Raw genomic sequence first — 20134 nt, forward strand, 5'->3', positions numbered from 1 at the left:
CCTGCGTCTTTCCCTCCCACCGGCCTGCCCCCGACCCGCGGCGTCGCAGGCGACGCAATCCAACACAGTCGGGGCCCGCCCCGGTTCTGGAGCGACAGAGCGAGGGAGCGCAGCGACTGAGTGCCGGAGTGAAGAACCGGGGTTGACAAGGGCCCCGACCCGCCCCGCCGGAGGCGGGGCAAACAAACACAGTCGGGGCCCGCCCCGGTTCTGGAGCGACAGAGCGAGGGAGCGCAGCGACTGAGTGCCGGAGTGAAGAACCGGGGTTGACGAGGGCCCCGACCCGCTCCGCCGGAGGCGGGGCAAACAAACACAGCCGGGGTTGACGAGGGCCCCGACCCGCGGCGCCGAAGGCGCCGCCATAGACACTGTTAGGCTCGTGTTTCCGGCCGGGATAAAGTTGAGTCGACCCGACTAACCCCACGGGCTGGGCGGCGACGACACCCATCAGTAGCCACGCGGCCGGCCGTGCGAGCCGGAGCCGTGGACAGCGACCAAGGACTAAGAGACTCAAGTGGCACGGGACTACTACGGATTGCTCGGTGTAGGCAGGGACGCCTCCGACCAAGAGCTCAAACGCGCTTACCGCAAACTGGCTCGCGAACTGCATCCCGACGTGAACCCGGACGAGGCCGCGCAGACCCGGTTCAAGGAGGTCTCCGCGGCGTACGAGGTGCTGTCGGATCCGGAGAAGCGTCGCATCGTCGATATGGGGGGCGACCCCTTGGACGCCGGTGGCGGCGGCGCCGGTTTCAGCGGTGCCGGTTTCGGCGGGCTCGGTGATGTGTTCGAGGCCTTCTTCGGTGGGATGAGCGGCGGTGCGGGCGGTGGCGCTCGCAAGCCGCGCGGCCGGGTCCAGCCCGGCGCGGACTCGCTGGTGCGGACTCGCCTGAGTCTGGCCGAGTGCGCCGTCGGGGTGACCAAACACCTCACCGTCGACACCGCCATTCTCTGCGACCTCTGCCAGGGCGCGGGCACCAACGGCAACTCGAGTCCGGTGCGTTGCGAGACCTGCGGCGGTGCGGGCGAGGTGCAGTCGGTGCAGCGGTCCTTTCTCGGTCAGGTGCTGACCTCCCGCCCCTGCCCGACCTGCCGCGGCGCCGGCGAGACCATCCCGGATCCCTGTCACAAATGCGGCGGCGACGGCCGGGTGCGGGCTCGCCGTGAGATCGCGGCTCCGGTTCCGGCCGGGGTGGCCAACGGGATGCGGGTGCGGCTGGCCGCACAGGGCGAGGTCGGGCCCGGCGGCGGGCACGCCGGCGATCTGTACGTGGAGATCGTCGAGCAGCCGCACGACGTCTTCGTCCGCGACGGCGACGACCTGCACTGCACCGTCCGTGTTCCGATGGTGGACGCGGCGCTCGGTACCACCGTCGTGATCGACACCATCATGGACGGGCCCACCGAACTCACCATCGGCCCGGGTACTCAGCCCGGCGAGATCTCGGTGCTGCGCGGGCACGGTATGCCCCGGCTGCGATCCAGCGCCCGCGGTGATCTGATGGCGCATCTGGATATCGTCGTCCCGACCAGGCTGGACAGTAAGCAGTCCGATCTGCTGCGCAAGTACAAAGGTATGCGGATCAAGGACAAGGCCGAGGTGATGTCGGCGCAGTCCGAGCACAACAGTGGTCTGTTCGCCCGGTTGCGCGCCTCCTTCAGCGGACGCTGACCCGATGGCCGCGACGGTCTTCTACCTCGACGAGATACCGGAACCGGGGTCCGTCGCGGTGCTCGACGGCGCGGAGGGCCGCCACGCGGCGACGGTCCGCCGCATCCGCGCCGGGGAGGCCATCACCCTCTCCGACGGCCGCGGCGTGCTGGCCGAGTCCGAGGTCGTCGCGGCGCAGAAGAACGAACTCGAGCTGCTGGTGCGCACCCGCTGCCGGGCCGAACCGGCCACTCCGGCGGTCACCGTGGTCCAGGCCCTGCCGAAATCGGATCGTTCGGAGCTGGCGGTCGAACTGATGACCGAGGCCGGCGCGGATGTGATCGTGCCGTGGCAGGCCGCCCGCTGCGTATCGAACTGGGAGGCCAAAGCGGACAAGGGCGTGGCCAAGTGGCGGACGGCCGCCCGGACCGCGGCCCGGCAGTCACGGCGGGCCTACATACCCGAGGTCACCGCCGTGCACCGGACCCCTGAGTTGGTGGATGCCGTCCGTGCCGCGACCGAGCAGGGTGCGGTGGTCGCGGCACTCCACGAATCCGGCACCGCGACATTCACCGGGCTGCCGTGGCGGGAGGCTCCGGCCGTCACCCTGATCGTCGGTCCCGAGGGCGGCCTCGACGACGCGGAGTTGACGGCGCTGGCCGGGGCCGGCGCCGAGGTGGTACGGCTCGGTCCCACCGTGCTGCGCACGTCCACCGCGGCCGCGGTCGCGCTCGGCGCGCTGGGCGCGCTCACCGCGCGCTGGTGAGTTCCGGGTCGCGCGGCGGGCCGGGGCGGCGACCAGGTGGAATTCCAGTGGGACGTGTCGGGGCCGAGGGCTAGACTCTGGACAGCGACAGCGTTCGCGACCCAGATCTGACAGCGTGCGTCACCGCAGCTTCGAGACCGGAAAGCAGGCCATACCCACTACGTGCGAACACAAGGCGATATCGGCGACCAGAATCTCACCGCGGCCGAGGACGGCGCTTCGGGGCCCGCGGCCCGCACAGTACGTTCGAGTATCGAACTCGCTCCCGAGTCGGTATTCCCCTTCCTGGGATCGGCCGACGAGAACCTCCGCGAACTGGAGGAACTGCTGACGGCCGATATTCATGTCCGCGGCAATCTGGTGACGCTCACCGGCCGGGCGGCGGATGTGGCCCTGGCCGAACGGATCGTCGAACAGCTGGTGGCGCTCACCGGCCGTAACCGGGTGATCACCCCCGAAGCGGTCCGGCACACCGTGTCCATGCTCACCGAGGGCAGTTCCGAATCCCCGGCCGAGGTGCTGAGCCTGGACATTCTCTCGCGGCGCGGTAAGACCATCCGTCCGAAGACGCTCAATCAGAAACGCTATGTCGACGCGATCGACGAGAACACGGTGGTTTTCGGAATCGGTCCGGCGGGCACGGGTAAGACCTATCTGGCTATGGCGAAGGCCGTTCAGGCGCTGCAGAGCAAACAGGTCAATCGCATCATCCTGACGCGCCCCGCGGTCGAGGCCGGGGAGCGTCTGGGTTTTCTGCCGGGCACCCTGAACGAAAAGATCGACCCGTATCTGCGCCCGCTCTACGACGCACTGCACGACATGATGGACCCGGAAGCCATTCCCAAATTGATGGCGGCCGGAGTTATCGAAGTCGCGCCCTTGGCGTATATGCGTGGCCGGACCCTGAACGATTCGTTCATTATTTTGGACGAGGCGCAGAATACGACCGCCGAACAAATGAAGATGTTTCTGACCCGACTCGGCTTCGGGTCGAAGATCGTGGTGACCGGCGATGTGACCCAGGTGGATCTGCCGCACGGCGCACGGTCGGGGTTGCGGGCGGCCAGTGAGATCCTCACCGATATCGAGGATATTCATTTCGCCCTGCTCACCAGCAGCGATGTGGTTCGGCACCGGCTCGTGTCGGAGATCGTGGACGCCTACGAGAAGTTCGAGGCCGAAGCCCGGCCGCCGGTCGGCCCTGCGCATATGTCGGGTAACCGGGCGCAACGGCGCGCGGCGGGGCGGGCGGGCCGGGGATAGGGGCGCGTCATCGCGTCGTGTCCCGGGCCGGGAGCCCGGCGCGGCGTCGAATCACCGTACCTCCGCATTCGATCCTGCCGCGCGCGGACGTCGGATGGGCTCTGCCCGGCAGCACCCATTAGGCTGACCAGGTGAGTATCGAGATCGCCAACGAGTCGGGTATGGAAGTGCCCGAAGAAGACCTGGTGGACGTCGCCCGGTTCGTGATCGGCCGGATGGACGTGCACCCGGCCGCCGAATTGTCGATGGTGCTGGTGGATCTCGACACCATGTCCGACCTGCACATGCGCTGGATGGATCTGCCGGGCCCGACCGATGTGATGTCGTTCCCGATGGACGAACTCGAACCCGGCGGCCGGCCCGACAGTCCCGAACCGGGTCCGTCGATGCTGGGCGATATCGTGCTGTGCCCGGAGTTCGCGCTGGACCAGGCCGCCAAGGCCGGGCATTCCCTCGATCACGAACTCGCCCTGCTCACCGTGCACGGTGTGCTGCACCTGCTCGGTTACGACCATGCCGAACCGGCCGAGGAGAAGGAGATGTTCGCGCTCCAGGCCCGGCTGCTCGAGCAGTGGTACGAGGAACTGCTGGAGGAGCAGCGGCGTGCCGAACTGGCCGCCCGCGATGCCCGGCTGCTGGGCAAGACGGGTTTCGCGGCGCCGGAGGACAACCGCTCGTGGCCGGGTGACGCACACGCGTGAACGAGATGACCCTGCTGTTGGTCGCCGTTTTGCTCGCTGCCGTGGGCGGTGTTTTCGCCGCGGTCGATTCGGCGTTGAACACGCTGTCCCCGGCTCGTCTCGACGATATGGCCCGCAGCGACCGCCCCGGTGCGGTGCGGCTGGGCCGGATCGTGGACGACCGGCCCCGGTACGTGAACCTGATGGTGCTGTTGCGCATTCTGTGCGAGATCACCGCGACCGTGCTGCTCGCCGCCGCGCTGAGCAGTTTCATGGACAGCGGGTGGGCACTGCTGGTGACCGCGGCGGTGATGGTGCTGGTCTCGTATGTGGTGATCGGGGTGGGACCCCGCACCCTGGGGCGCCAGCACGCGTACACGATCGCGCTCGCGGCGGGTCTGCCACTGCAGTTCATCGGTGCCCTGCTCGGGCCGGTGAGCCGGCTGCTGATCCTGCTCGGCAACGCGATCACGCCGGGTAAGGGGTTCCGCAACGGACCGTTCGCCTCGGAGATCGAGTTGCGTGAAGTGGTCGATATGGCGCGGGAACGCGGTGTGGTGGCCGATGATGAGCGCCGGATGATCCAGTCGGTGTTCGAACTCGGTGACACGGCCGCGCGCGCGGTGATGGTGCCGCGTACCGAGATGGTGTGGATCGAGGCCGATAAGTCGGTGGCGCAGGCGATGTCGCTGGCGGTGCGCAGTGGGCATTCGCGGATCCCGGTCATCGGTGAGAATGTCGACGATGTCCTCGGTGTGGTGTACCTGAAGGATCTGGTGCCCTACGGCGATCGCGGGCGCAGCGTCCGGGTGGGCGAGGTGAAGCGCGACGCGGTGTTCATGCCCGACTCCAAACCTCTCGACGATCTCCTCGACGAGATGCAACGCCGACGCAACCATATGGTGTTGCTGGTGGACGAGTACGGCGGCATCGCCGGTCTGGTCACCATCGAGGACGTCCTGGAGGAGATCGTCGGGGAGATCGCCGACGAATACGACACCGACGAGACGCCTCCGATCGAGGAGATCGAACCCGGGCGTTTCCGGGTGTCGGCGCGGTTGCCGATCGCCGACCTCGGGGAGCTGTACGGATTGCCGATCGATGAGGAGGAAGTCGACACCGTCGGCGGTCTGCTCGCGCACGAACTGGGACGGGTGCCGCTACCGGGTTCGGAGGTCGCCGCGCACGGTCTGGCGCTGCGCGGCGAGGGCGGCGCGGACGCTCGTGGCCGGGTCCGGGTACACACCGTGGTGGTGAGCCGGGAGCCCGCGCAGAATACGAAGACCGAACCGGGATCGGAGCGGGACCACCCCTCTGCCCGGCACGACGAGGGAGCCACCGATGAGTGAACTGGACGCCGAGGACAACAAGCTGCTGGTGTTGGCCCGGGGTGCGCTCGGTCGCACGGGCGGGTCCGCGGGCGCGGCGATCCGCGATACCGATGGTCGCACCTATGCCGCCGGTGAGGTCGGATTGCAGGCGCTGCGGCTCACTGCCCTGCAGTCCGCGGTGGCCGCCGCCGTTTCCAGCGGCGCGGAGGGGTTCGAGGCCGCGGTGGTGATCGGCGGGAAATTCGCGGACGCCGGTGTATCGGCGATCCGTGAGGTGTCCGCCGGGGCGCGGATCATTTTCGCGGATGTGTCGGGCGCTGTTTTCGATATCGCCGAGGGTTACGAGGCGACCGATGCCTGAGGCCACCGAGTTCCGGTCCGGTTTCGTCTGTTTCGTCGGCCGGCCCAATACGGGTAAATCGACGCTGACCAACGCCCTGGTGGGTGCGAAGATCGCGATCACCAGTTCGCGTCCGCAGACCACCCGGCACACCATCCGCGGCATCGTGCACCGGGAGCACACACAGCTGATCTTGGTCGATACCCCCGGTCTGCACCGCCCCCGGACGTTGCTCGGGCAGCGGCTCAACGACCTGGTGCGCGATACCTATTCCGAGGTCGACGTGATCGCGCTGTGCATTCCGGCGGACGAGAAGATCGGACCCGGAGATCGCTGGATCGTGCAGCAGGTGCGCCAGATGGCGCCGAAGACAACGTTGCTCGGTGTGGTCACCAAGATCGACAAAGTCGGTCGCGACCAGATCGCCCGGCAACTGATGGCGGTATCCGAACTGCTCGGGCCGGATTCCGACGTGGTGCCGGTGTCGGCGACCAAGGGCGAGCAGGTCGAGGTCCTCGTCGATGTGATCGCCGCCCAGATGCCGCCCGGTCCCGCCTTCTACCCGGACGGTGAGATCACCGACGAGCCCGAAGAAACCCTGATGGCCGAACTCATCCGGGAAGCGGCGCTGGAGGGGGTCCGCGACGAACTGCCGCATTCGCTGGCGGTGGTGATCGAAGAGATCGAGCCGCGCGAGGAACACGACGATATGCTCGATGTGCACGCGCTGCTGTATGTGGAGCGGCCGAGCCAGAAGGCGATCATCATCGGCAAGGGGGGCGCCCGGCTGAAAGAGGTCGGCACCAATGCGCGCAAGCAGATCGAGCATATTCTCGGCAGCCGCATCTATCTGCACCTCCATGTGAAGGTTGCCAAAGATTGGCAGCGCGATCCCAAACAGTTGGGCAAACTCGGGTTCTGAGCCCGCACGGATCGGTGGGGCCCGTACCCTAATTCATTCGATACCCGGATCTGTAGGCCGAATGGAAATCCCGAGGGCCCTTTTCCAGTGGCTCGACCGGCGGGGGACCGGTGCGAGAACGGTCATGCCGAGGTTCCCGCGAACCATCGGGGTGTAGGCCGTAGCGCGATATCCGATCGGTGAACACCCGGTACCTCCGCGAGCCCCGCATGGGTCGGGTGCGCGCCCGGGACCAGGACCGATGCGGGTTCGGCGGTGCTCATCGCCGTGCGTGGGACGCGCATATCCGACTCGATCCGGACACTGGGTGTTAGCTGAGGAACGGTTTACTCGGGGTGGCGGAGTCTGGACCAGACCGATATGCTTCGGCCCGTACCCGAATTGGCCGGAGTAAAACCATTCTTCATCCGACGATTCGGTAACGGGCACGACGGGGTGCCGGATGCGGGCTCCGCGTGTGGGTCGGCAGGACCAAGCACGAGCGGGGGGTACCCGACTTATGTACGAATCGGTGGCGGCTGCCCCGACCAGCAAAAGCGGCCGGAGTCCGTGGCTTGCCCCGGCTCTGGCCCTGGGGATCTCGGTCACGGCGGGTGTCGGGCTGCTGTCCGCGGCCGTGCTCTCGGTGTCGCCGGCCGACCGGACGCTGACGGCTGTATGGGTTTCCGTCGCGGTGGTCGCGGCGTGTACCGCGATCACCACGGCCGTGTACTTCCGCGGGCTGATCAGCGCGGAGCAGCGCCGCGGGGCTGCCGCACTCGATCGGCTCGCGCAGGCCGAGCGGCGCGCCGCGGCGGCCGAACAGGCGGTCGCGGCGGAGAAAGAGGTCTCCGCGCGCAGCGAACGTCGCCGGTCGGCCGCTATCGCGGCCCTGGCGAACGCGGCCGGCCGGATGCAGGCCATGACCACCAGCACGCTGGCGAACCTGCAGGACCTGGAACACCGGTACGCCGATCAGGCGGTCCTGGCCGACCTGCTGAAACTCGACCACGCCACCGCCCAGGCCGGTCGCCTGGCCGACAGCATCGCGATACTCAGCGGTGCCCGCACCGGTCGCCGCTGGGCCAAACCGATTGTGCTGGAACGTGTTATGCGGGCGGCGATCGGCCGGATCGGTGGGTACCAGCGGGTGCGGATGCGGGCGATCGTCGATGTCGCCATCGCCGGGCACGCGGCCGAAGGGGTTATCCACGCGCTGTCCGAACTCGTCGACAACGCCTGCCGTTTTTCCCCGCCCACCACCGAGGTGCACATCTACGCCGCGGAGATTCCCGCCGGTGTGGTGGTCACGATCGAGGACAGTGGCCTGGTGATGAGCGAATCGTCACTGCATCGGGCGCAGCTCACCGTTTCCGGCGCCGAAACCGAGGCCGCCGAGGGCCTCTCCTCGCTCAACGGCACCCGGTTCGGTCTCGCTGTCGTGGGCCGGCTGGCGCGTAAACACGGCCTCACCGTGAGCTATCGGCCGTCGGCGATCGGCGGGACCGCGGCGGTGGTGATGATCCCGCGCGAACTCACCGCCCGGATCGAGCCGCCGACCACCCCGGCCCTGCCCGCCGGTCACTCGGCCGGTCAGGCGGGTCTGCCGCCCGGTGCGGGAGCGGGATCCGGACCGTTCGGGGCCCGCCCGGAAACCGGCGCGCGGTACCGGGCCGAGCCCGCGAAGGCGTCCGCGGCGGTCGCGCAGGAATTCGGACGCGCCGTGCCGGACCAGCATGTTTCGGGCCGGCACAGTATCTCTCAACACAGTCTCGGCCAGCTCCCGGCGGTGGCCGCGACCGAAGCCGAGGCGACCACCACCGTGCTGCCCAAGCGGCGGCGGGGCAGCACCCTGGCCGCCGCGCATCCCACGGGCCTGCCCGATTCCGATGCTCTCCGCGGTGCCGTACCAGAGGATCCGGCGCCGAGACACCGATCGACGGCATCCTCGCTGGGTGCGTTCCAGCGCGCGGTCACCGGCCGCGCCGGCGGCGACGACCAACCCTTCGGCGGACCGATCCAGTCACCCGGCGACGGCGCCGCGCGACTGTCCCGTCATTCCATGACCACCGACTGGGAGAACGATCGATGACGATGACATCGGATCCAGCGCAACTGGATTGGCTGTTACAACGCCTGCTCAGCGAAACCGCCGGCGCCCGCCATGCGGTGCTGCTGGCCGCCGACGGAATCCAGATGTGCCATACCGCGGGACTGTCCATGGACCAGGCCGACCGGCTCGCCGCGATCGCCTCCGGTGTACAGGCGCTGGCGGGTAGCGCATCGGCCGAGTTCGGCAACGGGCGGGGCGGGGTCCGCCAGTCGATGACCGAGTTCCACGGCGGGATCCTGTTCATCGTCGGCGCCGGCGCGGGCGCCCAGATCGCGGTGCTGGCCGACGACGACGCGGACGCCGGATTGGTCGGCGCTCAGATGGCGGCGTTGATCGAGCAGGTCGGGGAGTATTTGTCCGCACCCCCGCGAGGGAGCCGAGCGAGACTGCTGTGAACCGCCCCGGCCGCGACGAGGATCCCGACCGCTTCTACACACTCACTGGTGGCCGGACCGATCCGGCCACCGAGGAATTCGATCCGGTGACCCTGGTGGTCAGCGAAAGCGTTCCGGCCGCGGCGATGCAGCACGAACACGTGGCCATCCTGACGATGTGCCGGCAGCCGACCGCGGTGGTGGAGATAGCGGCCGAACTACGGCTGCCGATCGGCATCGCGACTGTTCTCGTCGCGGATCTGCTGCACGCGGGCAAGGTCACCGTCCGCCATCCCGATCTGGATACGGGTCCCTACGGTGACACGTTCGATATCGACATGCTCGAGAAGGTGTTAGGTGGACTCCGTAGCCTATGACGACCGCCCCACGCGCGCGGGGGCGCCACTGCGCAGTTCGGTGCGGCACGGTCTGAAAATCGTTGTCGTCGGCGGGTTCGGCGTCGGCAAGACCACGATGGTCCGCGCGGTCAGCGAGATCCAGCCGCTGGACACCGAGGCCGTGATGACCGACGCCGGTGTCGGGGTCGACGATCTGACCGGGGTGACCGGCAAATCGACCACCACTGTCGCCTTCGACTTCGGGCGGATCACCCTGTCGGACGAATATGTGCTGTATGTGTTCGGCGCGCCCGGGCAGGAACGTTTCTGGTTCCTGTGGGACAGGCTGTTCACCGGCACGCTGGGGGCGGTGGTGCTGGTCGACCCGAGCCGGATCAGCGATTCCTGGTACGCGATCGACCGGCTCGAATACCAGGGCACCCCGTTCGTGGTGGCCTGCAACTCTTTCGAACCGATCCCGCCCGCCCTCGACGAGGTGCGCGATGCGCTGGACCTGGACCTGGACGTTCCGCTGTTCTCCTGCGACGCGCGCTCCCGGGCGTCGAGCAAACAAGTGCTGGTCGGTTTCGTCGAACACCTCGTCGAGCGACAGAGTCCACCCGCAGCCGTATCGGAGGTCCGATCGTGACCCGCCCCGACTACCGGCCCGGCACCTCGCCGGGCGGCTGCCCGCTCGGCACGACCGGCGCGGTCGTGTTGGACGGTCCCGGTTTCCACACCGATCCCGCCTTGCTCTACACCCGGATGCGCTCGGAGCGCGGTCCGGTGGTCGCCGTGGAGCTCATCGGCAGGATCCCCGCGTGGCTGGTGATCGGCTATCGGGAACTGCATCAGGTGACCACGGACGGGCTGTTGTTCCCGCGTGATTCGAGTCTGTGGAACCAGTGGCCCGCGATACCGCCGGACTGGCCGCTGTTGCCCATGGTCGGTCGGCCGCAGCCCGGGATCTATTTCACCGCCGGCGCCGCGCACGCCCGGCATGTGAGCCTGGTGGAACCGGCACTGGAATCGGTGGACCCGTTCGCGTTGCGGACCGCGTGTGAACAACTGGCCGACGGGCTGATCGACCGGTTCTGCGGTCGCGGCTACGCCGATGTGGTCAGCGAGTTCGCCGAACTGCTGCCGGTGTCGACGCTGGCCTGGATCCTGGGCGTCCCCGAATCAGACGGACCCTATCTCGCGCAGAACATGCGGGCACTGTGCGACGGCGGACCGGAGGCCCCCGCCGCCTATCAGCGTTTCGTCGAATATATGCAGCAGCTGCTGGCGCTGAAGAAGTCCGCGCCGGGCGCGGATCTGGTGTCGCGGATGCTGGCGCATCCCGCGCCGTTCGCCGACGAGGAATACGTCCTCAACATGCAGTCGATCACCGCGGCGGGGCATCTGCCGACCGCCGACTGGATCGGCAACTCGGTCCGGCTCATGCTCGTCGACGACCGGTTCGCCGCCGCGTTCGGCGCTGCCCGGCACAGCATCGGCCAGGCGATGACCGAGGTGCTGTGGGAGGACACTCCCACCCAGATCCTGGCCGGTCGCTGGGTCTCGCGCGATACCCGCCTCGGCGAGGCGCTGGTGCGCCGCGGCGATATGTTGCTGCTGGGCCTGGCTGCGGCCAACTCCGATCCGCATATCCGGCAGTACTCGGGCGACGGCGCCGAACCCGCCCATTCCGGAAACGCGGCGCATTTCGCCTTCGGTCACGGCGAATACCGCTGTCCCTATCCGGCGCAGCAGATCGCCGAGATCATCGCGCGCACCGGGATCGAGGTTCTGCTCGACCGGCTGCCCGACCTGGATCTGGCGGTGCCCGCCGGCTCCCTGGTCCGTCGGCCCTCTCCCTTCCTGCGCGGATTCACGTCCCTACCGGTCAGTTTCACACCTGTTCCCGCCGTTGGAGGTGGCTCGTGAGCCAGCAGTCCCGCACCGCGCGCGACCCTGACAATCGACCCATGGTCGCCGATCTCGCGGGGGAGACCCGCGGGTCTTCGCCGAACTCGACGAGTACTACACGCGGCTGATCGAGGAGAAGACCGCCCACCCGGCCGATGACCTGACCTCCGATTTCATCCACGACAGCGCCGCGGGTGAAACCCGCTGACCGAGGCGGAGGTGCACGGCAACCTGAAGGCGCTCGTGGCCGCGGGTCACGAGACCACGGTCAGCCTGATCATCACCACCGTCCGCGCGCTGCTCGCTCACCCCGAACAGCTGGCGGCGATCCGGGCGGGCGACCGGACCTGGGAAGAGGCCATCGAGGAGACGCTGCGCTGGGACGGCCCGGTCATCCATCTGCTGATGCGCTTCGCCACCGAGGACATCACGGTCGACGACATCACCATCGAAAAAGGTGACGGCGTGGTCATGTCGTATCGCGCCATCGGCCGCGACCGGGGTGTGCACGGCGCCGACGCCTTCGACCTCACCCGCCCGACCGCCGACCGCAACATCGCCTTCGGCCACGGCCCGCATATCTGTCCCGGCGCCGCCCTGGCCCGGCTCGAGGCGTCCATCGCCGTGCCGGCCCTGTTCGACCGGTTCCCGAACCTGCGGTGCGCCGTACCGCTGAGCGAGGTCGGCAATCTGCCGGTGCTCACCCAGAACGACCGGCCGCTTTCCCCGTCCGGCTCGGAGACCGGGCCGGATCCGCGCCGGGCCGAGCCGATGACAGTCTTCCCACGTCGCGTCGTTGTCGAGCGAAGGAGCGCAGCGACTGACCGGCCGGGGTGAAGGCCGGAGACCGCCGGAGATTCGGGCCTGTGTCGCGTTTTCCTCTGTCGGATGGTCGCCTTTCGGTGGTCCGCCCCCGGTTCTGGAGTGAAGAAGCGCGGCAGCTGACCGTCCGGGGTGAAGGCCGGCGACAGTCGAGATCCAGGCCTGTGTCGCATTTTCCTCTGTCGGATGGCCACCGTTCTATGGTCGGGGCCCGCCCCGGTTCTGGAGCGAAGGAGCGCAGCGACTGAGCGTAGGAGTGAAGAACCGGGGTTGACGAGGGCCCCGACCCGCCCCGCCGCAGGCGGGGCAATCAAACACTGTGTAAGACTGATGCCGTGCGTTTGTATCGTGACCATGCCGTCGTGCTGCGCCAGCACAAGCTGGGCGAAGCCGATCGCATCGTCACTCTGCTCACCCGGCAGCACGGTCTGGTGCGTGCCGTGGCCAAGGGTGTTCGTCGCACGAAATCGAAATTCGGGGCGCGGCTGGAGCCCTTCGCCTATATCGATGTGCAGCTGCATCCCGGCCGGAGTCTGGACATTGTGACCCAGGTCGACACCGTGGAGGCTTTCGCGACCGCCATCATCGCCGATTACGGTCGTTACACCACCGCCTGCGCAGTCCTGGAGACCGCCGAACGCCTGGCCGGTGAGGAACGTGCCCCAGCCCCTCGCCTGCACACTTTGACTGCGGGCGCCCTGCGTGCGATCGCCGAGGGGCAGCGTCCCCACGAACTCGTTCTCGACGCCTTCCTGCTGCGGGCCATGGATTACGCCGGCTGGGCGCCCGCTGTCGACGAATGTGCCCGCTGCGCCACCCCCGGCCCGCATCGCGCGTTCCATGTAGGGGCCGGGGGAGCGGTCTGCGTCCACTGCCGACCGCCCGGCGCCGTCACTCCCGCTCCCGCGGTATTCGATCATCTGCTGGCTCTCCGGCACGGCCGCTGGGACCGGGTCGAGCAGATCCCGGAGTCGGCGCGCAGGCAGGCCAGTGGCCTGATCGCGGCGCATCTGCAGTGGCATCTGGAGCGCAAACTCCGCACGCTGCCCCTGGTGGAGCGCGCCGCGGCGGTTCCGGTACCGGGGGAGTCGGAGATCCTCCATTCAGCGGTCAGCTCCTGAGTTCGGCACAAGATCCTCGGCCGGCTTGCCGCGGTCGGACTCGGCTACCGGTGACTCGGCCGGCAACTCACCACCTTCTCCGGCGGCCAACGGCAGGGTGTCCCGCGAGGGCACGGGCTCGCTTCATGCGATGAACCGGGAGGTCCACAGCGTCGTGACTGTTGGAGCCGTGTTCGGCGAGGCACCTGAAAGGGCCGACCGAGCGGCCTCGACCCCCGCGCGCGTCGGCGTGCCGAAAACACGGCTACCCTTGCCGGGTGATCCTGCGTCGTGACTCCGCCGGTTCGGACGTGTCCGCGTCCGCCGGTGTTCGCACTGTCCGCCCGCCGGCACCGCATCCGTCCGGGGCGCGTCCGCCCGAGATTCCGCCGGAGCTCGTGCCGCGGCATGTGGCGCTGGTGATGGACGGCAACGGGCGCTGGGCGCAGGATCGTGGGCTGCCGCGTACCGCGGGGCACGAGCGGGGTGAGGCCGTGCTGATGGACACTGTCGAGGGTTGTATCGAGATCGGTGTGAAGTGGTTGTCGGCGTATGCGTTCTCCACCGAGAACTGGCGGCGCAGTCCCGATGAGGTGCGGTTCCTCATGGGGTTCAATCGGGATGTGATCCGGCGGCGCCGGGACGAGATGCACGAACTGGGGGTGCGGGTGCGCTGGGCGGGACGGCGGCCGCGGTTGTGGCGCAGTGTGATCCGTGAGTTGGAGATCGCGCAGGAATTGACCAGGGACAACACCGTGATGACGTTGACCATGTGCGTCAACTACGGCGGTCGCGCCGAGATCGCCGATGCGGCACGGGAGATCGCGCGCCGGGTCGCGGCGGGCGAGATCGATCCCGAGAAGGTGGACGAGGCCACGATCGCGAGGTATCTGGACGAACCGGATATGCCGGATGTGGATCTGTTCTTGCGCCCGTCGGGGGAGTTCCGCAGTTCGAATTTCCTGATCTGGCAGTCCGCGTACGCGGAGTTCGTGTATCAGGCGACGTTGTTCCCGGATTTCGATCGGCGCAATCTGTGGGAGGCATGCCTCGAGTACGCGCGGCGTGACCGCCGGTTCGGCGGTACCAAATGAGCGGCGAGTTCGAGTCGGGCGCGCTGGCGCCGGATCTGGAGTTGAAGGCGCGGGCCGGGGCCGGGTTGGGGCTCTACGATATCGATGTCCGGGTCGACAACGACGGCTCCTTGCGTTTCGATTTCCAGGGTGCGCTGTGTTCGTTGAGCGCGTTCACGCTGACGCCGGGCCTGGATGTGCTCTCCCTGACCTGCGTGCTGGCGTGGGATCGCCCGATCAAACCGCAGTTGCACAAGCGGGTGGCCGAGCGCAATGCCTCGTTGCAATTCGGTTCTATCGCGGTGATCGCGCACGGGAAACTGGCCGATGTGATCCTGCGCTACACCTTCCCGGCGGCGGGTCTGGACGATCCGGCGTTGACTACCATGCTGCTGCTGGTGCTCGGTGGCGCCGGTGAGGCGCGTAAGGGGTTGCTGCCCTGAGCCGGTCAGGCCGGGTCTGCGGCGGTGGCCGCGGATTCGGGCTTGCGCCAGCTGCGATCGGGGTCCGGATCGCCGTACGGGAACAGTGTTTCCACGCCGCGCAGGTACTGGTCGCGGACCAGGTCGCCCAGTAGCAGGTGCTGGAGCACGTATCCGGGGAGCAGTCCGAACAGGGCGGCGGTGACGGCGTCGAGGTCGGCGTCGGCCGGCAGCCATCCGGCGCTGCGCATGCGTTCGGCGTATTGGTGCCACATCTCGCGGATGCCTTCCATCGTCCGGCGCACGGGTACCGCCGCGGCGTCGTCGATCAGTGCCAGTGACCAGGCCTGTGGTGCCAGACGTATCCGGCCTTCGGGGCCGCTCTGGGCGTCGATCCAGTCCGTCATGCGCGCGATCAGTTCGGCGGGGGTGGGGAGCGGGTCGTTCTGGATCACGGCGATCATCTGGGCGCGGATATCGCCGGCGGCTGTCGAGGCCAGGGCGATGACCAGTTCGTCTTTGCCCTTGAAGTAGCGGTAGACCGCGCCCGCGGACAGCCCCGATTCGGTGAAGACGTCCTGCATGGAGGTCTGGTGGAAGCCTTTGCGGACGAAACATATCCGGGCCGCGTCGAGGATCTGCTGGCGGCGGCGTTCGAGGTGTTCGTCACTGACTCGGGGCATGCCTCCAAACTAAAACGAATGTTCGTTCTTGACAAGGTGCGATGCCGATGAGACGGTGAGGGCACCGCTAAAAGAACGAGCCTTCGATTTACTGGGGAGAACGTCATGAACGTCATCCAGCGTGCTGTGGCACTCGGGTTGGGTGCGGCCCTGTTGCAAGCGCTGATGTTGATCGCCTTCGCGTGGCCGGCGACCAATATCGCGCCCCGCGACCTGCCCATCGCCGTGGCCGGACCGCAGGCCGCGATGGTCGAGGCCCGCCTCACCGGCCAGAGTCCCGGCGCCTTCGACCTCACGGTCGTGCCCGACGAAGCGGCGGCCAGGGAAGCGATCGGCGACCGTGAGGTCTACGGCGCGATCGTCACCGGCGGTGGCGCGCCGCGGATGCTGGTCGCCTCCGGGGCCGCGCCCGCGGTCGCCCAGCAGCTCACGCAGATCGGTCAGCAGATGTCCGGGGCGCCCGCCGCCCAGGTCGAGGACGTGGTCCCGGCCGACCCCGACGATCCGCGCGGAGCAGGTTTCGGAGCCATGGCGCTGCCGCTGGTCATGGCCGGTATCGCCGGGGGCGTCCTGTTGACACTGCTGGTGCCCACGGCCGCGGGCCGAGTGGTCGGTGCGATCACCTTCGGTATCGCCGGCGGTCTGCTGAGCATGGTCGTCACCCAGCTGTGGCTGTCCATCGTCCCCGGCGACTATCTGCAACTGTCGATGGTGGCCGGTCTGGTCTCGTTCGCCGTCGCGGGTACGGTGACCGGCCTGGCCACGGTCGTAGGGCGCGCGGGCATCGGGATCGCGGCGCTGACCATGCTGTTGATCGGCAATCCCTTCTCGGCCGCGACCTCGGCCCCGGAACTGCTGCCGCAGCCGTGGGGCACGGTCGGCCAGCTCCTGCCGCCGGGAGCCGCGGCGTCGCTGATCCGCTCGGTCGCGTTCTTCGACGGCGCGGGGGCGCGGGGGCCGGTGCTGGTGTTGCTGGCCTGGGCCGCGCTGGCCCTCGTACTGCTGGGCGTCGGGGTGACCCGGGACAGCCGCCGCACCGAGTCCGCCGCGGCGGCCGAGCCGGCGCCGGTGCCGGTCTCGGCCTGATCCCACTGGATACGGCGAGGGCCGCTACCACTCGGTGGCAGCGGCCCTCGCCGTGGTTCGGGTGGACTCTCCCGGGTTGCTAACCCCGTCCGACCGCGGAGCAGGAGTGGCAGGTGCCGAAGATCTCCAGCGTATGACTGACCTCGGTGAACCCGTGGCTGGAGGCGGTGCTGGCGGCCCAGGCCTCGACGGTCGGCCCGGCGACCTCGACCGTGCGCCCGCAATGCCTGCACACCAGATGATGGTGATGGCCGGTCGAGCACTGCCGATACACCGACTCTCCGTTGTCGGTGCGCAGCACATCCACCATGCCGGCGTCGGCGAGCGACTGCAGCGTGCGATAGACGGTGGTCAGGCCGATACCCTCACCGCGGCGGCGTAATTCGTCGTGTAGCTCCTGAGCCGACCGGAACCTGTCGATATCCTCCAGTAGCGCGGCGATCGCGTTGCGTTGCCGCGTGGTGCGAATACCGACTGCTCTCTGTGTGGCGGTCCCTTTGCCGGTGACCAGGTTCTCGGACACGAATTACCCTTCTTCTTCGGCGTGCGCTACAGCGTCGACCACGATATGCGCCAGATGGTCGTCGACGAGCTCGTAGAGGACCTCGCGGCCCGAACGCTCCCCGTGCACCACCCCGGCCGATTTGAGGATCCGCAGGTGCTGACTGACCAGCGGTTGTGTGACGCCGAGGGCATCTACCAGTTCGTGCACACAGCGCGGCGACTCCCGCAGTTGTAGCACGATGGCGATGCGAACGGGGGCGGCGAGCGCGCGCAGCAGTTCGCCGGCGTTCTCCAGTACGGCCCGGGTCGGGATCGGGACCGGCGCGGGAGAGCGGTAGGGGTTGTGCTGGGCGGCGGCGGTGGTATCGGTTGTCATGGTCCACTCCTTATTGGAAACCGGTCCCATTTTGATATGCAAGGGTATGCATGTCAAATAACCATGCCGATGCGGGTGCGAAACCGAGTCGCGGGGGTGGATAGGCTGTACTGGATCAACCGCGCACGGCAGTGCGGCTGCCGTGCGCGATTGCGATCACGTGCGCCCGATCCGGGCAGCGTAACTACTGGCGATTCGTAGTGGATGGAGAATTCTCGCGTGGCACCCAAGTCGAAGGTGGACACCGTTGCCAACCTCGCCAAGCGCCGGGGCCTGGTGTACCCGTGTGGTGAGATCTACGGCGGTACCAAATCGGCGTGGGACTACGGTCCGCTCGGCGTCGAGCTCAAGGAGAACATCAAGAAGCAGTGGTGGCGTTCCATGGTCACCAGCCGCGAGGACGTGGTGGGCCTGGACTCCTCGGTCATCCTGCCGCGCCAGGTCTGGGTGGCCTCGGGCCACGTCGAGACCTTCTCCGATCCGCTCGTCGAGTCCCTGCACACCCACAAGCGGTATCGGGCCGACCATCTGCTCGAGGCCTACGAGGCCAAACACGGGCATCCGCCGGCCAACGGCCTGGCCGATATCAACGATCCGGAAACCGGCCAGCCCGGCAACTGGACCGAGCCGCGGAACTTCTCCGGTCTGCTGAAGACCTATCTCGGCCCGGTCGACGACGAAGAGGGCCTGCACTATCTGCGACCGGAGACCGCGCAGGGCATTTTCGTGAACTTCGCCAATGTGATGACCACCGCGCGTAAGAAGCCGCCGTTCGGTATCGCCCAGATCGGCAAGAGCTTCCGCAACGAGATCACCCCCGGCAACTTCATCTTCCGCACCCGCGAATTCGAGCAGATGGAGATGGAGTTCTTCGTCAAACCGGGCGAAGACGCCGAATGGCACAAGTACTGGATCGACACCCGCTTCGCCTGGTACACCGGCCTGGGCATCGATCCAGAGAACCTGCGCCTGTTCGAGCATCCGAAAGAGAAGCTCTCGCACTACTCGGCCGGTACCACCGATATCGAGTACCGCTTCGGCTTCCAGGGCGGCGAATGGGGTGAGCTGGAAGGCATCGCCAACCGCACCGACTACGACTTGTCCACGCACGCCCAGCATTCCGGTGCGGAGTTGAGCTATTACGACCAGACGGCCGAGGAGCGTTACGTCCCGTACGTGATCGAGCCCGCCGCCGGTCTGACCCGTTCGCTGATGGCATTCCTGGTCGACGCCTACGCCGAGGACGAGGCTCCGAACGCGAAGGGCGGTGTGGACACTCGCACGGTGCTGCGCCTGGACCGGCGGCTCTCCCCGGTGAAGGCCGCGGTGCTGCCGCTGTCCCGTAACGCCGACCTGACCCCGAAGGCCAAGGAACTGGCCGCCCAGCTGCGCAAGAACTGGAATATCGAATTCGACGACGCCGGCGCCATCGGCCGCCGTTACCGCCGTCAGGACGAGATCGGCACCCCGTTCTGCATCACGGTCGATTTCGACACCCTCGACGACCAGGCGGTCACGGTGCGCGAACGCGACACCATGACGCAGGAGCGTATCGCCCTCGATCAGGTCGAAGGCTATCTGGCGCAGCGCCTCCTCGGCTGCTGAAGTCACCGCCGCATCGCACCGGCCCACTGCCGCCCGGCAGTGGGCCGGTGCGCGTAGCAGGGAGTTCCGCGTCGATGCCGACCTGTGGACCGCCGCCGTGTTTCCTGGTTGTTCAGGGAACAGACCAGAACGCGAGCTCGTGCCGCATGCCCTCCCGGAAGAGCTCCTCCGCGCGATCCGGCTCGACGCCGGATTCGTCGATCATCTGCGCGCAGCGTTCGGTGAGCGCGGCGAATTCCGGATCGGCGTAGGTGTCCACCCAGCGGCGATAACGCGGCTCGGCCGGCGGGTTCTCGGCGAGGGCCGCGCCGAGCGTCGAGTACCCCCACATGCACGGGTAGAGCGCGGCGAGACCGGCACCGTAGGACGCGGCCGCTTCCAGCAGGAACGTGGTGTAGGCCCGGCACGGTTCCCCCATGGTCGCGCCCTCCAGATCCGCGCCGAACTCGGCTGCCAGCGAACGATGCAGCGCCAACTCGTCGTGCAGCGTGGCGTGCGCGAGATCCACCAGATCGCCGAGATGCGCGGCCGGAGCCTGCCAGGCCAGCCGCGCGAACACCCGCGCATAGTCCAGCAGGTACAGGTAGTCCTGCTCCAGCCATGACCGGAACACCGGATCCGGCAGGTCGCCGCGAGCGATCCCGGCGACGGTCGGATGTGCCAGCTGCTCGGCGACCAGGGGCTCGCCGATGATGTGCAGACGCGCGGAGACACTCATGTCTACAGTCTTACCGCCCCGCGCGGCGCGTCGGTTCACGCGTTGTGCGCCGGTCCCGGCCGGTACCGGCGGTTCCG

The 20134-nt window shown here is 68.0% G+C and carries 22 protein-coding genes; 18 read left to right on the top strand and 4 right to left on the bottom strand.

Annotated elements, in window-relative coordinates; translation table 11 throughout:
- Positions 1 to 514 precede the first annotated feature (514 nt).
- The 16 genes from dnaJ to OG804_RS29230 all read left to right on the top strand — a co-directional run bounded on the left by dnaJ (position 515) and on the right by OG804_RS29230 (position 15106).
- On the top strand, positions 515 to 1672 hold the full coding sequence (gene dnaJ, locus OG804_RS29155; RefSeq protein WP_328391839.1) for a molecular chaperone DnaJ: 1158 nt from the start codon (positions 515 to 517) through the stop codon (positions 1670 to 1672).
- 4 nt (positions 1673 to 1676) lie between these two features.
- The gene (locus tag OG804_RS29160; protein WP_328391840.1) at positions 1677 to 2417 is read left to right on the top strand and encodes a 16S rRNA (uracil(1498)-N(3))-methyltransferase; all 741 of its coding nucleotides are present in this window, start codon (positions 1677 to 1679) and stop codon (positions 2415 to 2417) included.
- Between the two features lie 180 nt (positions 2418 to 2597).
- Positions 2598 to 3680: a PhoH family protein gene (locus tag OG804_RS29165; RefSeq protein ID WP_442941916.1), complete on the top strand. Its 1083-nt coding sequence runs from the start codon at positions 2598 to 2600 to the stop codon at positions 3678 to 3680.
- 131 nt (positions 3681 to 3811) lie between these two features.
- Positions 3812 to 4381 carry an rRNA maturation RNase YbeY gene (gene ybeY, locus OG804_RS29170; protein WP_328391842.1) on the top strand — a complete coding sequence of 190 codons (570 nt, stop codon included), beginning with the start codon at positions 3812 to 3814 and terminating at the stop codon, positions 4379 to 4381.
- A 5-nt stretch (positions 4382 to 4386) separates the two neighbouring features.
- On the top strand, positions 4387 to 5709 hold the full coding sequence (locus OG804_RS29175; RefSeq protein WP_328398809.1) for a hemolysin family protein: 1323 nt from the start codon (positions 4387 to 4389) through the stop codon (positions 5707 to 5709).
- A complete protein-coding gene (locus OG804_RS29180) occupies positions 5702 to 6052 on the top strand; it encodes a cytidine deaminase (protein WP_328391843.1) in 351 nt (116 codons plus the stop codon). The genes OG804_RS29175 and OG804_RS29180 overlap by 8 nt, the downstream gene beginning before the upstream one ends.
- Positions 6045 to 6953, top strand: coding sequence for a GTPase Era (era, locus tag OG804_RS29185; RefSeq protein ID WP_328391844.1), 909 nt, complete (start codon positions 6045 to 6047; stop codon positions 6951 to 6953). The genes OG804_RS29180 and era overlap by 8 nt, the downstream gene beginning before the upstream one ends.
- A 511-nt stretch (positions 6954 to 7464) precedes the next feature.
- The gene (locus OG804_RS29190) at positions 7465 to 9024 is read left to right on the top strand and encodes a sensor histidine kinase (RefSeq protein WP_328391845.1); all 1560 of its coding nucleotides are present in this window, start codon (positions 7465 to 7467) and stop codon (positions 9022 to 9024) included.
- On the top strand, positions 9021 to 9440 hold the full coding sequence (locus tag OG804_RS29195) for a roadblock/LC7 domain-containing protein (protein WP_328391846.1): 420 nt from the start codon (positions 9021 to 9023) through the stop codon (positions 9438 to 9440). The genes OG804_RS29190 and OG804_RS29195 overlap by 4 nt, the downstream gene beginning before the upstream one ends.
- Positions 9437 to 9796 carry a DUF742 domain-containing protein gene (locus tag OG804_RS29200; RefSeq protein WP_328391847.1) on the top strand — a complete coding sequence of 120 codons (360 nt, stop codon included), beginning with the start codon at positions 9437 to 9439 and terminating at the stop codon, positions 9794 to 9796. Before OG804_RS29195 ends, OG804_RS29200 begins: the two co-directional genes overlap by 4 nt.
- Positions 9777 to 10406, top strand: coding sequence for a GTP-binding protein (locus OG804_RS29205; RefSeq protein ID WP_442941660.1), 630 nt, complete (start codon positions 9777 to 9779; stop codon positions 10404 to 10406). The genes OG804_RS29200 and OG804_RS29205 overlap by 20 nt, the downstream gene beginning before the upstream one ends.
- Complete coding sequence (locus OG804_RS29210) at positions 10403 to 11686, top strand: cytochrome P450 (protein ID WP_328391848.1); 1284 nt, start codon at positions 10403 to 10405, stop codon at positions 11684 to 11686. Before OG804_RS29205 ends, OG804_RS29210 begins: the two co-directional genes overlap by 4 nt.
- 201 nt (positions 11687 to 11887) lie before the next feature.
- The gene (locus tag OG804_RS29215; protein ID WP_328391849.1) at positions 11888 to 12505 is read left to right on the top strand and encodes a cytochrome P450; all 618 of its coding nucleotides are present in this window, start codon (positions 11888 to 11890) and stop codon (positions 12503 to 12505) included.
- Between the two features lie 320 nt (positions 12506 to 12825).
- Entirely contained in the window at positions 12826 to 13611 is a 786-nt protein-coding gene (gene recO, locus OG804_RS29220) for a DNA repair protein RecO (RefSeq protein ID WP_328391850.1), read from the top strand.
- A 257-nt stretch (positions 13612 to 13868) separates the two neighbouring features.
- A complete protein-coding gene (locus tag OG804_RS29225; RefSeq protein ID WP_328391851.1) occupies positions 13869 to 14684 on the top strand; it encodes an isoprenyl transferase in 816 nt (271 codons plus the stop codon).
- A complete protein-coding gene (locus tag OG804_RS29230; RefSeq protein ID WP_328391852.1) occupies positions 14681 to 15106 on the top strand; it encodes a hypothetical protein in 426 nt (141 codons plus the stop codon). The genes OG804_RS29225 and OG804_RS29230 overlap by 4 nt, the downstream gene beginning before the upstream one ends.
- A 5-nt stretch (positions 15107 to 15111) precedes the next feature.
- Here the strand turns inward: OG804_RS29230 and OG804_RS29235 are convergent, their stop codons facing one another.
- Positions 15112 to 15768 (bottom strand): TetR/AcrR family transcriptional regulator, encoded by a 657-nt coding sequence (locus OG804_RS29235; protein ID WP_328391853.1) that lies wholly within the window; start codon positions 15766 to 15768, stop codon positions 15112 to 15114.
- A 105-nt stretch (positions 15769 to 15873) separates the two neighbouring features.
- Between OG804_RS29235 and OG804_RS29240 the strand changes: the two genes are divergently transcribed.
- The gene (locus tag OG804_RS29240) at positions 15874 to 16854 is read left to right on the top strand and encodes a hypothetical protein (protein ID WP_328391854.1); all 981 of its coding nucleotides are present in this window, start codon (positions 15874 to 15876) and stop codon (positions 16852 to 16854) included.
- 79 nt (positions 16855 to 16933) lie between these two features.
- On the opposite strand, the gene OG804_RS29245 is transcribed toward OG804_RS29240, so the two are convergent.
- Together OG804_RS29245 and OG804_RS29250 are read right to left on the bottom strand one after the other, a co-directional pair.
- Positions 16934 to 17377 carry a Fur family transcriptional regulator gene (locus tag OG804_RS29245; RefSeq protein ID WP_174552093.1) on the bottom strand — a complete coding sequence of 148 codons (444 nt, stop codon included), beginning with the start codon at positions 17375 to 17377 and terminating at the stop codon, positions 16934 to 16936.
- 3 nt (positions 17378 to 17380) lie between these two features.
- Positions 17381 to 17734, bottom strand: coding sequence for an ArsR/SmtB family transcription factor (locus OG804_RS29250; RefSeq protein ID WP_328391855.1), 354 nt, complete (start codon positions 17732 to 17734; stop codon positions 17381 to 17383).
- Between the two features lie 219 nt (positions 17735 to 17953).
- Here OG804_RS29250 and OG804_RS29255 point away from each other — a divergent pair, with 219 nt between their 5' ends.
- A complete protein-coding gene (locus OG804_RS29255; protein ID WP_328391856.1) occupies positions 17954 to 19339 on the top strand; it encodes a glycine--tRNA ligase in 1386 nt (461 codons plus the stop codon).
- A 112-nt stretch (positions 19340 to 19451) separates the two neighbouring features.
- Here OG804_RS29255 and OG804_RS29260 read toward each other — a convergent pair whose 3' ends face one another.
- Positions 19452 to 20057 carry a TenA family protein gene (locus OG804_RS29260; protein ID WP_328391857.1) on the bottom strand — a complete coding sequence of 202 codons (606 nt, stop codon included), beginning with the start codon at positions 20055 to 20057 and terminating at the stop codon, positions 19452 to 19454.
- Between the last annotated feature and the right edge of the window lie 77 nt (positions 20058 to 20134).

It is taken from the genome of Nocardia sp. NBC_00416, from assembly GCF_036032445.1.
Lineage (GTDB): Bacteria > Actinomycetota > Actinomycetes > Mycobacteriales > Mycobacteriaceae > Nocardia.

Excerpts from the sequence above, each read along its gene's own strand:
- era (WP_328391844.1), top strand. The coding sequence starts at position 6,045 with ATGCCTGAGGCCACCGAGTTCCGGTCCGGTTTCGTCTGTTTCGTCGGC.
- OG804_RS29195 (WP_328391846.1), top strand. The coding sequence starts at position 9,021 with ATGACGATGACATCGGATCCAGCGCAACTGGATTGGCTGTTACAACGC.
- OG804_RS29175 (WP_328398809.1), top strand. The coding sequence starts at position 4,387 with ATGACCCTGCTGTTGGTCGCCGTTTTGCTCGCTGCCGTGGGCGGTGTT.
- OG804_RS29230 (WP_328391852.1), top strand. The coding sequence starts at position 14,681 with ATGAGCGGCGAGTTCGAGTCGGGCGCGCTGGCGCCGGATCTGGAGTTG.
- OG804_RS29235 (WP_328391853.1), bottom strand. The coding sequence starts at position 15,768 with ATGCCCCGAGTCAGTGACGAACACCTCGAACGCCGCCGCCAGCAGATC.
- OG804_RS29250 (WP_328391855.1), bottom strand. The coding sequence starts at position 17,734 with ATGACAACCGATACCACCGCCGCCGCCCAGCACAACCCCTACCGCTCT.
- OG804_RS29260 (WP_328391857.1), bottom strand. The coding sequence starts at position 20,057 with ATGAGTGTCTCCGCGCGTCTGCACATCATCGGCGAGCCCCTGGTCGCC.
- OG804_RS29160 (WP_328391840.1), top strand. The coding sequence starts at position 1,677 with ATGGCCGCGACGGTCTTCTACCTCGACGAGATACCGGAACCGGGGTCC.
- OG804_RS29180 (WP_328391843.1), top strand. The coding sequence starts at position 5,702 with ATGAGTGAACTGGACGCCGAGGACAACAAGCTGCTGGTGTTGGCCCGG.
- OG804_RS29240 (WP_328391854.1), top strand. The coding sequence starts at position 15,874 with ATGAACGTCATCCAGCGTGCTGTGGCACTCGGGTTGGGTGCGGCCCTG.